The organism is Vibrio sp. AND4 (assembly GCF_000171815.1).
Lineage (GTDB): Bacteria > Pseudomonadota > Gammaproteobacteria > Enterobacterales > Vibrionaceae > Vibrio.
In genome coordinates this window covers 288,780-302,891 of the sequence record NZ_ABGR01000001.1, presented here as the reverse complement: position 1 = coordinate 302,891, position 14,112 = coordinate 288,780, and the positions used below count along the sequence as shown (strand labels likewise).

11 protein-coding genes are annotated in these 14,112 nt (G+C 39.9%); 4 read left to right on the top strand and 7 right to left on the bottom strand.

Annotation, left to right across the window (positions count from 1 at the left end):
- Positions 1-99: 99 nt before the first annotated feature.
- On the bottom strand, positions 100-738 hold the full coding sequence (gene pcp, locus AND4_RS01290; RefSeq protein WP_009841064.1) for a pyroglutamyl-peptidase I: 639 nt from the start codon (positions 736-738) through the stop codon (positions 100-102).
- 235 nt (positions 739-973) lie between these two features.
- Between pcp and AND4_RS01285 the strand changes: the two genes are divergently transcribed.
- Positions 974-1,222, top strand: coding sequence for a hypothetical protein (locus tag AND4_RS01285; protein ID WP_009841063.1), 249 nt, complete (start codon positions 974-976; stop codon positions 1,220-1,222).
- Positions 1,223-1,446: 224 nt separating this feature from the next.
- On the opposite strand, the gene AND4_RS01280 is transcribed toward AND4_RS01285, so the two are convergent.
- Positions 1,447-4,419, bottom strand: a complete 2,973-nt coding sequence (locus AND4_RS01280) for a hypothetical protein (protein WP_043991411.1) — start codon at positions 4,417-4,419, stop codon at positions 1,447-1,449.
- Positions 4,420-5,073: 654 nt separating this feature from the next.
- Here AND4_RS01280 and AND4_RS20350 point away from each other — a divergent pair.
- Positions 5,074-5,619: a hypothetical protein gene (locus tag AND4_RS20350; RefSeq protein WP_009841060.1), complete on the top strand. Its 546-nt coding sequence runs from the start codon at positions 5,074-5,076 to the stop codon at positions 5,617-5,619.
- A 140-nt stretch (positions 5,620-5,759) separates the two neighbouring features.
- Here the strand turns inward: AND4_RS20350 and AND4_RS01270 are convergent, their stop codons facing one another.
- The 3 genes from AND4_RS01270 to AND4_RS01260 form a co-directional block, all read right to left on the bottom strand.
- Positions 5,760-8,711 carry a hypothetical protein gene (locus tag AND4_RS01270; protein WP_009841059.1) on the bottom strand — a complete coding sequence of 984 codons (2,952 nt, stop codon included), beginning with the start codon at positions 8,709-8,711 and terminating at the stop codon, positions 5,760-5,762.
- A gap of 844 nt (positions 8,712-9,555) precedes the next feature.
- Positions 9,556-9,795, bottom strand: coding sequence for a hypothetical protein (locus tag AND4_RS01265; RefSeq protein WP_009841058.1), 240 nt, complete (start codon positions 9,793-9,795; stop codon positions 9,556-9,558).
- 40 nt (positions 9,796-9,835) lie between these two features.
- Positions 9,836-10,051 carry a DUF3820 family protein gene (locus tag AND4_RS01260; protein WP_009841057.1) on the bottom strand — a complete coding sequence of 72 codons (216 nt, stop codon included), beginning with the start codon at positions 10,049-10,051 and terminating at the stop codon, positions 9,836-9,838.
- Positions 10,052-10,334: 283 nt separating this feature from the next.
- On the opposite strand from AND4_RS01260, the gene AND4_RS01255 reads away from it, so the two are divergent.
- Positions 10,335-10,643, top strand: coding sequence for a cysteine-rich CWC family protein (locus AND4_RS01255; RefSeq protein ID WP_009841056.1), 309 nt, complete (start codon positions 10,335-10,337; stop codon positions 10,641-10,643).
- 152 nt (positions 10,644-10,795) lie between these two features.
- Here AND4_RS01255 and AND4_RS01250 read toward each other — a convergent pair whose 3' ends face one another.
- Together AND4_RS01250 and phhA are read right to left on the bottom strand one after the other, a co-directional pair.
- Positions 10,796-11,134, bottom strand: a complete 339-nt coding sequence (locus tag AND4_RS01250; protein WP_009841055.1) for a 4a-hydroxytetrahydrobiopterin dehydratase — start codon at positions 11,132-11,134, stop codon at positions 10,796-10,798.
- The gene (phhA, locus tag AND4_RS01245) at positions 11,124-11,918 is read right to left on the bottom strand and encodes a phenylalanine 4-monooxygenase (protein WP_009841054.1); all 795 of its coding nucleotides are present in this window, start codon (positions 11,916-11,918) and stop codon (positions 11,124-11,126) included. Before phhA ends, AND4_RS01250 begins: the two co-directional genes overlap by 11 nt.
- Positions 11,919-12,139: 221 nt before the next feature.
- Here phhA and AND4_RS01240 point away from each other — a divergent pair, with 221 nt between their 5' ends.
- The gene (locus AND4_RS01240; RefSeq protein ID WP_009841053.1) at positions 12,140-14,110 is read left to right on the top strand and encodes an acetoacetate--CoA ligase; all 1,971 of its coding nucleotides are present in this window, start codon (positions 12,140-12,142) and stop codon (positions 14,108-14,110) included.
- Positions 14,111-14,112: the final 2 nt, after the last annotated feature.

Here is a 14,112-nt window from a genome sequence, read left to right as displayed (position 1 = left end):
CGCCACAAAATTTGAGCGACTTAACAGTACCGAGCATAATCATAGATCGGTGTAGTTGTGCACCCAATTCGCCCAGAGATGCTTGGGCGAATTCTGCTGTTAACAAATTTGACCAGCAGCAACCGCAATGTCAGATTCATGATCAATCGTTGCTTGAGCTAAGATCGCTAATCCTTCCACAATAACATCCAGCGACATGGTTGGCTGAATACCTAAAACGTTTTGCTCGGGTAGAAGAGGGATATGTACAAAGCCATGGCGAATTGTTCGATAACGTAAGTAATGCCCAATACCATAAAACAAGTGGTTACAAACGAATGTCCCCGCCGTATTTGAGACATGACATGGAATACTTACCTTTTGCAAAGCACGCGTTATTGCCTTAATGGGTAAAGTGGTAAAATACGCGTCTGGTGCGTCTGGGATAACTGGCTCGTCAATGGGCTGATTACCAGCGTTATCAGGAATACGAAAATCATCCACATTGATTGCCACACGCTCCGGCGTAATCGCAGCGCGCCCTGCCCCCTGGCCAACTGTAATTACAATGTCCGGTTGATACCGCTCTATCGCCCTCACCACCTTATCGATTGATTCGTAACGAACGACCGGCACTTGGCAAATAACCACTTCCCCACCATCGAGTTTCCTGCCATCAAGTCGCTTTACAGCTTCTAAAGCAGGGTTGATGGATTCCCCCCCAAATGGCTCAAAGCCTGCAATTAACACTTTCTTCATCGGACGCCGCTCTTAATAATATGACACCATGGTTGGGTTTTAAATTTACAACAGCATAGTGTCACAAATCTAAGTATTCTGTATCAAAATGGAGCACATCCCACATCACAACTGATATCAAGTCAATAACCTGTTGTTTGGTGTTCTTCTGCGTAAATCCTAACTTGGTTTCTAGCGGTAAGTTAGGTAGAGTACGCGACCATTAAATATCTGTAATTCGAAGAGGTTGAAGACAATGGATATTGATAATCACATTATCGAAACATTGGAAGAGCTGGAAGCATTCCTACACCTAATTGAAAGTGGCGCTCTCGGTCTTGATGGCGTCACTGGCGTAGCATTGGCAACGACCAATTCGGATAGACGTCCATTTGTGGCAGTAATGGATGACAAGCATCAATTGGTGCTTGGCCGTTGGGTTTCTCAACACGTTTACGAACATGGAAAAGACATCGTTCGAAACGGACCACAGCGTAAGCATTGATAGCGCATTTAAATGAAAAAAGCTCGCCTACATCGCGAGCTTTTTTATACCCTCAGCCAAGTGATACCATCTATCTTTATTATACTAGCTGACTCTCTTTGCCACTATTGTTCAAAAACAAGCTTGATTTATGATGAATTAGTACGACCAGCATAATCTGCAGCACAGAGATAAAGCGGCGTCATAAGCAAAAGGCCACCTTGTAACAAGGTGGCCTTTTTTAATTATATCGCCATATGAAGATAGGTATTTTTAAGTAACACTGCTTGGTTCATCGGCGAAATACTCGCTAGGTCCAAACCGCTACCAAAACCAATAATTCTAGACTCATTCTCATCTAGTGTGGCTTTCATTCTTCTGTAAGAACGAGGGCCAATTGCGACAAAATCGTTACAAACCGTTCCATCATAGAATGCTTTTCTACATATTAATCTATCGTCAATATCTAGTTCAAAAACAGCACTCTCTCTGATTGTATCGTACTCGACGCCACTGCTACTAACGGTAAATAGTTGGGCTTGACTCGACGTCCCACCGTGCAGTGGGGTAAATCTTATTATTAGGTGCGCAATATCCCCAGCCGCATAAAGCTCGACGCTATGGATGTTTTCCTCTTCCGTCAGCGGAGTCGAGTTAATTTTTTGGACTCTCCAGTTGTTAGTTGCTCGGTATAAATTCTTCTTGGTAGCAATTAAAAGTACCGTTTCGTTTTGATCATTGATTGCAGCAATATCTTGAATATCATTATCACCTTCTTCAAAGCCTTCCAGTTGATGTCGCGGACTTTCATCTAGACCATCTGTCATGTAGACTGCTGATTTATTGTAATCCAATTTGCACCAAAATAGTGCTCGTGATTTAGTAGCACCAAACAGGCTTGTTGACTCGACGGCGGCAATAACAGCCCTAACTTCGCTGCTAGGTGTCCAATCCATTTTGTTCTTAAAACCGTTTTCACATACTGCGTTATAGTCTTCATAACAAGCACGGTGATTATCAGGGTTAATGTAACCATCAAAGGAATATACAACACCATACCTATCTGGATTCATTGAGATAGAGACAGCTCGCGGGTATTCCATCCTTTCATCAAGCTCGTATGATTCATTATTTTCTGAATCCAGTTCTAACGTTTGCAAAGATGTATTTTTAAGGTAATAAAATCCTCTAGTGTCTTGTACAACCGTAAGAAACTTACCTATTTCATCAAACATATAACCGTGTTTCTTGACGACCTGGTTTGTAAATTCCTCAATTCTAGTATCTTCATATTCAGGTTTGGTTGCATCATAGACCCATCTTGCAATCATAAGGAGAGCAGTAACACCGAGCACAGCTAGGCCTACAGGCCCTGCAAATGCAGCTCCGATTAATGCTCCATACCCTGCAATCACTCCTACCGTCGATACAACAACATTGAGTGCTTCGAATACAATATCTACTGTATTCCCAGAATACCCGGCTTCAACCATAGCCGTGATGCCAAAACCTAAACTCACCAATGACAAGGCAAATGATGCTTTAGTGATAAATTTAGCTAAAGCGGATTGACTAAAGATTGCATCAGCGATTCGCGTTGTTAATCTAGAAATCACTTTGTTAGTGTTTGATACGCCCAACCAAAAATTTGCATAGTTTTTAAAGTACATCGTCCCTTTGGCTATCTGGGATGGTGCGTTTTTCGTCATGAACTTAGAAATAGCCTTAACAGCAGCGTAATAGCCAAGGCTGGCTGTCGTTTCAAACATCGCAACTCCTATGCCAAGGTTATCAGCAAAACCCATTTGCTTTTCATCAGACCCCGCAATAGCCCACGAGTAATGACTGGTTCCAACGATAAAAAGAAACATATTTAATATCGCAGAAGGAGCGTTTGTTCTCTTACCTTGCCTCATTATCATCTTAGTGATTCGGCTTTGAGCAAACGCTATGATCGGATCAGAACCTACGACACTCGCACTTTTGAAACTTTCTCTTGTTTGCAGCTTATCAGCGACTCCGTAGTCTTGGTAATTATTGTCATCAAACTCAGGATACGCAACCGTAATTCTATCGACACTTTCTTGACTATAAATACTTTGATCGGCATTCATAGATGTAAGGAAGTTAATAAAATCATCTTTGTTATTGACAGCAAAAAAATCATTCAAAAATAATTGAATATCATCGTTACTGCTGCTTCTAAGTAACTCAAGAGTTTCATTTATAGTATCTGTATTGTTTACTGCTGAGTACTCATCACCTTTTTGTCCCCATTTTGTGCTCAAACTTGCTGATAAAATGAAGGTTGTGTATATCGTATCTTCAAACCTTTTAAAACAATCATCTGACAACCCATTAGAATTTTGGCTATTCAAAATCTTCGCGGCACTCGCAAGGCTGAGCGTATTATTTTGATTATCTACATAGCTGCTATTCTCTATATTCATAGAGTCCATTCTTGCTTCTACTTTGTCATCTTGTAAAACAGATGAATATAAGTCTCTCACCCATTGTTCTGGATTACTTCTTTTGTAATCAGACAGTTTACTTGCTCCAGAGGTCGTAGCATGATCAACAGCTAGATTGTAAAAGTCGTTCATAAGATCTTGATATTCTGTAGACTCTTTCTCTTGCGATATGTTTTTTAGTATGCCGTACATATCCCATGAGTTAAGCTGGTGCCTCTCCTTACGAGGTAAAGCGTTTAACCTGCTTGCATCTTGATATGTGCTTTGTATCATTTGTGAGACATATTCTGGCATTATATCATTTAGATAATTCCGATGTTTATTAATGATTGAATAAACGTTCGAACCATTACCGCTATCTTGGAGGTTAAGAAGGCTGTCGTTATACTCCATGTCAGGGCCCATCCAGACTGCAATATAATGATAATTTGCATGGAATACAAACTTGATAGACTCAGTTAACAGTAAACTCGCTATGTATTGAACTTCATCAACAGGATCATCGAAACCTGCTGGTTCAACCCCATACTGATAAAGTGCGTCCGAATACTTTGTGTAAAAGTTAATTTTTTCTAACTCTTCTAAACTAAGGTCGCTTGATGATAGAGGCATGTCATTTACTGCAGAAAAAACCGTTTTAGGCACAAAAGCAGCACTTGCTGCAATAGTGATAGCGGATAGTGAAGAATATTTCAAAAACACTCTTTTTGTTGGATCAAATTTCTTACTTATAGTTTTATTAACCATGATAATGGAACCCTTAACTTTGTCTAAACTGAAGACATTCGCCAGAAAAATAACTCTATTGATAGATATATTCACAATTTAAATGACATATAGAAAAACCTTTTACATAAGTAATTAAAATTAGTAGCCATAAAATTATATATGTAAGTAAGGTATTACCAAAATTTCATTTATGCTTTTAATAATGAATATTAAATAAAATAAATAGAAGTGGTAATTTTATACAAAATACAAAAGTGATAGAAAGCGCAATAGGTTTACTTGTTTTTATTAACAATTATATCAAATGGGATATGCCATTTATTTTAATACTTTAGTTTAGGGCAGGCTTTAATGCCATTTGACATATTCCAAATTTAATTAGACAAATCGATATATCATACACTAACGCTTATGCAACAAAGGGATACTACGTTGTAATTCGCGATTCATGTAAATAGCGCAATAAAATGGAAAATCGTTATATTTATTATTATCGGTCGTTAACGTGGAAATCAGTATTTATAGAAAGGTGACCTGCTAAGCAGAAATCAAGGCTAATAAAGTTAAATCTCTCGACAAAGACATTTTGAACTTTATGAAACATGTCACACAAAAATAATTATAAACTAGTACCATCCATAAATATAATGCTTTTATGAACGAAGGATGGCTATGAGTGATATTAGAGATGAAATTGAAACATTAATGCAAACAGCTAAAGAGGTAACTGTTGCGATAGACGATACTAGAAAAAGTTTACCATTTATTGCTAGTCACCCTACTATTTACCATAATGGTAAATTTTATATTCTGTCTTCAGACCTAGCTAGACAAACCTATTACTACAAACTTGGATGTAAGACATCTGTTATAATTACCTCAGAGGCAACAATAAAAAACAACTTATTCTCAAGAAAAAGATTAACAATGGAATGTAATGTTAAAAATATTAACAAAAATAATGAAATTCGAAGTAAGTTTGATGAAAAACTTGGCATTTTTGCTTCTGGACTTTTTGATGTTGACGACTTTAAATTATTCGAGGTTACACCAGTCGAAGGGTTGTATTTTAGAGGTTTCGGCCGCGCATTTGAATTTTTTTCTGGTTGTATTGAAACAATACATGTCAAAGAACCCCATAAACCTAAGAAAGGCAATACAATGGCAAAAATTCTCAAGACAAGCTTGAAAGCCCAACAGACAAAGAAAATTGACTAATTCTATTGGTTGGTATGACTCTTTTGAGTGTTCAAACCCAAAAATCGGTCGTAACTGACGTTACGACCGATTATGAACACTAGGGAAGATCGTTAAGCTTGCTAAACGATCAGTGTCCCCAATAAAAATGACTGTCTCACTTATATTGCGGTTTGAAAATAAGTATTTTTAAGTAATTTTGCTTGGTCTATATTATCAATACTTGGTAGGTTTAAGCCGTTACCAAAGCCAATGATTGTAGTCTCAGCCTTATCATATACTGCTTTCATTCTTCGATAGCCATTAGGACCTACTACTACGAAATCATTGCAAAGAGTTGAGTTATAAAACGCAGCTCTACTTACCACGCTATCTTCCGTATTTAGTTGGAAGAACACACTTTCTTTGATCGTATAACGATCTTCACCACTACGACTAACGGTAAATAGTTGAGCCGGTCTAGACTTCCGAGAGTTCTTTTGGACATATCTCAATAAAAGGTGCACATTATTACCAGCTGCTAGAAGTTCGACACTCTGAATGGTACTTTCATTATTTGTCAAAGGACTGGTGTTGATCTTCGTTGCTCTGTAGCCCGAATCCACTCGGTACAAATTTTTCTTGGTCGCGATTAATAGCCCGATCTTTGTTTGACCGTTGATAGCAACAATATCTTGAATGTCTCCATCACCGACTTCAAATCCTTCCACTTTATATTTTGGGCTACGATGCAAACCGTCTGTCATGAAAGCCCCGGTTGAGCCACTCTTCAGTTTGCATAAAAATAGTGCTGCTGTATCGTTATAAGTGCTTGTTGATTCTACGGCTGCAATAACGGAAGCAATTTCTCGGCTACCACTCCATTTAAGTTTTTTATTGAAGCCCTTCGTAGACACCAAATTGTAATCTTGATAGCAAGCTTTTGCGTTATCTTTATTGATGTATCGTTCAAAAGAATACACGACACCATATCGAGACGAGCTATGTGAGACAGCGATCGCTCGCGGATTAGATATCGTATATTCCAGTTCAAGTGTTCCGTTGTCTTCTGAGTCCAATGCTAATGTTTGGAAGGATGTATTTTGAAGATAATCAAAACCTCGATTATCTTTTACAATCGAAAGAAACTTCCCATTCTCATCAAAAAGATACCCATTTGGTTCAATGACACTGTTGGTAAAGTCCCTAATTGGTGTAAAGTCGTACACTGGAAGCGTTGCATCATATATCCACTTGGCCAGCATAATGATAGCAGCGGCTGCAACTAAAGCTAGGCCTAGTGGTGCCGCAAATGCGGCGCCGGCGAGTGCCCCAAAACCTGCAATCACTCCCACAAACGATACGATAACGTTGAGCGTTTCAAATACGATATCTGCCGTTTCACCTGCATAACTAGTTTCGACCAAAGCATAAATAGCGAAACCTAAGCCTGCCAATGAGAGTAAGACAGATGCTTTGGTAATGAATTTAGCCACCGCAGTATTGCTAAAGATTGTATTCGCTATTCTAGCTGTTACTCTTGAAGTTGCTTCTTTACTGCTTGATAGTTTTAACCAAAAGTTTGCGTAGTTTCTAAAATATACATTCCCGCTTTGGATTTGGGACGGTATTTTTTTTGTCATAAATTTTGAAATAGCTTTAACAGCAGCATGATGAGTAATGCTGTTAAGCGTTTCAAACATCTGAGTTGCGATACCAAGTTTATCTGCAAAACCCTTTTGTTCTTCTTCACCACCCGCAATTGCCCAAGTGTAATGAGCCGTTGAGATGAGGAAAAGAAGAATATTTAATACCGCAGAAGGAGCGGTTGTGCCAGCGCCAGCAGACCTATAAATCTTCTTATTTAGGCGACTTGTGCCATATTTTATAATTTCATTTGTAACTGTAGTACTTGCACTGCGGATACTTCGTCTTCTCCGAAGTTTATCACTGTCATTGGCATTGTCATCGAATTCAGAATACAGATCTGTGAGGTATCTGACACTTTCTGTACTGTAAACACTTGTTTCAGAATTCATGCTAGTAAGTGTAGCTACAAAGTCTTTTTTATTGTGTTTACGAAAGAAGTTTTTCCAAAATTCCTGTATCTCAGGGTTACTGTCTTTTCTCAGTTTATCAATAGTTTCAGTTATTAGACGTCTATTGCTAACTGTTGAGTATTTGTCACCTGATTTTCCCCATTTTATACTCAAACTTGCTGCTAAGTAAAAAGTATTATATAGGGTATCTTCAAACTCCTTTTTGCTCTCAGCTGATAATTTACTTGAGCTGTTACTATTCAAAATCTTCATAGCACTCACAAGGCTAAGCGTATTATGTTGATTTGCCTCATAACGCTTATTTTCAATATGCATAGAGTCTATCCTGGCTTCTATTTTCGCATCCGCTAAAACAGAATTATGCAGCTCTTCCGCCCATTTACTTGCATCGGATGATTTATACTGAGCCAGTTTGTTCGCACCAGAGGATTTAGAAAAGTCGACAGCGATATTGCAAAGATCACTCATAAGAACTTGATATTTATGAGATTCTTCCTCTGATGAGATATTCTTAAGAATGCCATGCATATCCCAAGAGTTAAGCTGTAGCCTCTCATCACGTCTTAGCTTGCTTAAATTCGCTTTATTTTGGTATGTACCTTGTATCATTTGTGCGATGTACTCTGGCATGATTTCTCTTAAATAATCTTCATGCCTACGGACTACATCCCAAACGGTATCATGTTCATTCGAGAGAGAAAGAATTTTTTCGTTCGCACTTATTGCTGATCCCATCTGAGCAGCTATTCCACTGTGACTTATGCCGAAATAATACTTTATAGACTCGTTGAGCATTATGTTTGCCACATACTGTACTTCATCAATAGGTTTATCAAACTTCTTAGGATCAACCCCATAAAAATACAGTGCATCCGAGTATTCTGTGAAGAAGTTAATATTTTCTAACTCCTCTAAAGTAAGACTTTCTGATGATGACGTGTTATTTGTTGCAGCAAAAATTTTACTCGGCACAAAAGCGGCACTAGCAGCCACAGTAATAGCCGACAGCGAAGAATATTTTAGAAACACTCTTTTGGATGGATCGAATTCCTTACCTATCGTTTTATTATCCATAAAACTTAACCCTTAACTTTTTATTCTACATATAACTTGCCAAATACTGACACTATCATGACAATTATATTAATAATCAAAAACCAACAAATTTACCCTCTCAACTTTCACAAAGAAGGAAATAAGAAAAATTAAAAATTAGAAGATGTTTGATTACACCTTCTACTTTTTAGTATGCAGATAAATAAAACAAATAAAAGCCATCAATTCGCATTGATCACGCAAATGATAATAAGCGCAATAACTTTTAATGCTTTTATTGATATAACTATTATTAATAGATAGATATTATATTGGCTATGTTTCATAAATGAATATAGCAACATATTAATCTCAGAGGAGTGCATTATTTATTCAATAACAACAATTTCATCTCCGAACAGGATGTATTTAACAAAAATTTATAAAATGATATTTTAAATAACATTACCGCTACACTAATTAATTGTTGTAGTCTTGTATATAAGACTTACAACGGAATAAATTACTGAAAGTATTACAATAAAAATTCAGTAAGTAGTTAGTGCCTAAACTTATTGATTGATGAGATTTCGGCAACCTCTTGGTAACAAAAAACAAGGGAGTTTTATTTAGTCATACCAACGAGGCAAGCGATTACAACAAAAAACGAAATGTTGATATGGCTTTAAGGAAAGTGTGGAAATTACCACCAATAGAAAATAAGAGATGACTTGCCTATGGGACTGTAGGTATTAACACTCAGGCGTATTTTGAGATTTCTAGGCTCTTACGGGGGAGGGCTAAAAAGAGTCAGACATAGGCTCTGACTCTTTTGATTTAAGCCTACGGCCTTAGAGAAAAGGTAAAATATTCGAGTCGATCATTAAAGCAGCGACTCTGTCCTCTCTACAAACTTTTTCATCGCCTCGGTAAATGTCGTTATCCCGCTTTTCGCTTGAACTTGGATAACCTTGTAACCCATATTTTCCAACGCTTGGCGTTCTAACAAAACGGCACTGTCATTTTGCAGACTACCCACAGCAGGTTGATGAAGATAACACCCTTCTAACTGACCATCTTCGACTAGTTGGTGGTGTTTCAACGTATTAATATCGAAATTCATATGAAATCTTCTAATTCAAATTGGAGAATTTCCTCGTTCTTTACATTCGCTTTAGAGGCTTGACAACCGCATCTAAGCCTTCAATTTTCAGTGCTAAACACAGTTTTAACAATTCTCCTAGCTCACCTTGTGGAAAACCTTTTTTATCGAACCAGAGGAGGTATTCTTCGGGAAGGTCAATAAGTACGCGCCCTGAGTATTTGCCAAACGGCATTTGCGTTCGAGCAAGTTTGATTAAATTTTCTTTTTCTAACATTACACTTATGCCTATAAGTTTAGACTTTGCTTACATACCTATCGAAAGTAACAAATTATTGATCACGCCTCCAGTCAATAACATCTATTAGTTCCGATAAACTGCCGTTGAAGCTACTAAATTCTTGCAGCTTGCATGTCAGTTCATCAGTATAAAAACGGGTGACTTAAAGTGCCTCAAATATGATTTGATATGACACCTCTAAAGTTTGACGGCAGAGACTCTCCCCCCTCCATTTCGTGCTAAAGTACACCACAATTGGAAGATTACTACGAGGAACACAATGAAGTCACCTTGCCGCGCAGCCTGTAAAAACAACGGTGGGATCTGTTCAGGTTGTCACCGAACTGTGGAAGAGATCGTCCAGTGGAAAGATAAATCTGACGCCCAAAGAGACGCAATCATCGAGCAACTGGTTGGGAATAATACCACCCACTCCTGTCCTGAGTGTGGGACAAATGCGCATTGTGATATCGCAGCGGGAAAGAAGAGATGCTGGTGCTTTGATATTGAGGCCAGAGAGTTATCAAATTCAGAAGCGGGGCAAGTTTGTTTATGTCGGAGATGCTTGGAAAAAAAGCCAGTGGCCTAATGCATTGTACTTGTGCACAGACATTAGAGTATTACAGACTGGCTATTTTTGATGTTAGTTCTAGTCAAGATCAAAAGCTTGCGAATCGAACTTTTCTCCACCCATGACCGGGTGGTGTAATGTAGACTCAAGATTAACGAAATCCCGCCTTTTTATTCTTCAATCGCCAATGCGTCGCACTTCGAAGCGCAGATAAAGTCGTTCTCATGCAGGCCTTTAATAGAATGGCTCCACCACGTGAGGGTCACTTTGCCCCACTCTAACAAAATCGATGGGTGATGGAATTCATCTTCTGCAAGCTCAGCAATCTTGTTACTAAACGCCCATGCTTGTTTGAAGTTCTTAAACTTATAGACTTTCTCAAGTTGAGGAATCTCATCTCTCTCAATGATCTGCCAATTAGACAATTGCAGCAGTAAAGTCTGTTGTTCCTCTCTACTAAGTGCAATGGCATCGATATTACAAGCTTCGCATTTTTGTTCATTCAACATGAGCAGGTTCCTTTGGTTCAAAAAGTGGTGGAAGCAATCCGGCTTCAATCGCTAGATCGGCTTGTTTCAATAAATTCAGTTGGCTGATTTGGAAAAGCTGGGACAAATCCTCAATCACGTAGTATTTCGGCTGCATGATATCGATGCGATAAGGCGTTCTTAACACAGTTTGCAGATCGAATTCGCCTCTAATCGCGATGTCGCTTTCCAATGAATAGATGGTTTCTCCCGGAGATGAGAGGATACCGCCACCATAAATTTTGGTTTGATTACCTTCTCGGACCAAGCCGAACTCGACTGTAAACCAATATAGACGGGCAAGGTACCCTCGCTGCTTTGGTGTCGCAGCTTGTCCAAGCTGTCCGTAGTGCTCGGTAAAGGCGGCAAAATCAGGGTTGGTGAGCATGGCACAATGACCAAAAATCTCATGAAAGAAATCCGGCTCTTGTAGGTAATCAAACTCTTCTCGCGTTCTCAAAAACGTCGCGACTGGGAAGCGTTTATTGCCAAGCAAATTGAAGAAACGATCAAAGTCGATCAATGCTGGCACTGGCTCCACTTGCCAGCCCGTGGTTTCCATCAAAACACGATTGATTTCGGGCAGTTGTGCCACTCGGTCCTGGGGTAAATCAAGCAGCTTAAGTCCATGCAGATACGCGTCGCATGCACGGTCTTGAATCACGCTCATTTGTCTGGCTACCAAGTCGCGCCAAATGGCATCCTCTTCATGGCTCCATTCTACCCTTCCATCCTGATCGACGGGTTTTGAATGATACTGAGTCATTGCACATCTCCGTTAACAAATCCTTTACATTAAGCCTATCTACACTCTTTTCACCTTCCAATCCCGTGACCATTTTTCAATCAAAATTTAGGTGTAACATTTTCTTTACATTAACACTTAACACTTTGATATAACTGAAAAGCCACATTCAGTCATTGGTTTGACTTTGTTGAAGCTTCACTTCAGACTGAAAACGTTAAAACTTTGTTATAGAGGGAACTATGCGCGAGAGCAACAGAGTCTGGCAGCCGACGGAATATCGAATCGAGCAAGCCAATATTACGCAGTTTATCGAACACATTAATCGACAGGGTTTCGAGCTCAAAAACTACTCTGATTTGCACCAATGGTCTTTGGAGCACAACGAACATTTTTGGAAAGAGGTTTGGCAGTTTTGTGACTTGATTGGAACGCAAGGAAATACAATCAAAACGCAAGGTAAGAGCCGCTGGCAATCGCCTATGTCGAACCGTGATACCGTATGGTTCCCTCAAGCACAAGTTAATTATGCAGAGAACCTACTCAGCTTGGCAGAGAAACAAGCCAATGAGCTGGCAATTTGGTTCGAAAATGAACGTGGTGATAAACAGACCTACACATGGAAACAGCTGTGTAATGAGGTCTCTAGCGTTCAGCAATGGTTGGTAGAGTGCGGCATCAAGCAAGGTGATGTGGTTGCTAGCTATTTACCGCATATGCCACAAACCGTTATTGCCATGCTTGCTACCACCAGCTTAGGCGCGACTTGGACGTCGACCTCCCCTGATTTTGGCATAGAAAGCGTTATTGAGCGCTTTGGGCAAGTGAAGCCAAAAGTCCTATTCACCTGCGATGCTTATACTTTCAATGGCAAGATCTTCGATATGTCGGAGAAGAACCATCACATCGCAGATCATCTTGATGGGCTAAAACAAGTGTGTCAGATCGGTTACCTCAAACCTAATGTGTTTGATTGCGACGTTTGTACTCACGATTGGCAAAACATCATTAATCAGTATTCTCCTGCGCCCTTGCACTATACTCGCGTGGAATTCAATAGTCCGTTGTTTGTTCTTTATTCCTCTGGCACAACAGGTAAGCCTAAGTGCATCGTGCACTCTGTTGGCGGTACAATTCTTAATCACCTTAAAGAGCACCAGCTTCATTCAGACATTCAGCCAAAAGACCGCGTCTTTTACTATACAACTTGTGGTTGGATGATGTGGAACTGGCACGTGTCTGCCCTTGCAAGCGGCGCATGCTTGGTGATTTTCGATGGCGGCCCGGTTTACCCAACGCCTGACGTTTTGTGGGATTTAGCCCAGCGCGCCGAGGTGAGTCTCTTTGGTACTGCCGCCAAGTATCTAGAGGCGATAGAAAAAGCCGGACTGTCGCCAATCAAAGATTACTCACTCCCCGCTTTAAAAACGTTGTGCTCTACTGGCTCTGTGCTTTATCCAGAGCAATTTGATTACGTGTATCAACACATCAAGCAAGACCTTCACTTAGCTTCCATCTCTGGTGGAACTGATATCTGTGGTTGTTTTGTATTAGGTAACCCTATCTCATCTGTTTATCGTGGTGAGTGCCAGTACGCTGGCTTGGGTATTGATGTTCAAGTGTTCGACTCACAGGGTAAAAGCGTGAATGAACGGCGCGGAGAGCTCGTCTGCACGAACTCCATGCCTAACTTCCCTGTCGGCTTTTGGAACGATACAGGTGAACGCTACCACAGTGCCTATTGGGACAAGTTCGATAATATCTGGCACCACGGTGATGATGTAGAACGCTGCGCGAACGGTGGTCTCATTTTCTATGGTCGCAGTGATGCATTGTTGAACCCTGGCGGTGTGCGCATCGGTACTGCGGAAATTTATCAGCAAGTGAATGCTATTGAAGGTATTGTCGATTCTATCGCTGTAGGTAAAGAAGTCGATCGTAATGAGCAAATCTGGCTGTTTGTGCAAACCGCTTCGGGCATCTCGTTGGATGAAAGGCGAGTGGCAGAAATCAAATCGCGCCTCAAAACATCCTGCTCACCAAGGCATGTGCCAAGCCAAATATTCGCTATTAGCGACATTCCTAAAACGCGCTCAGGAAAGTTGGTAGAACTTGCGGTCAAACAGGTTATAAATGGCAAGGAAGTCGAGAACTTAGGTGCGATTGCTAACCCGGAAGTTTTAGAGGAAATTCAAAAACTCACCTTTGTCTAGCA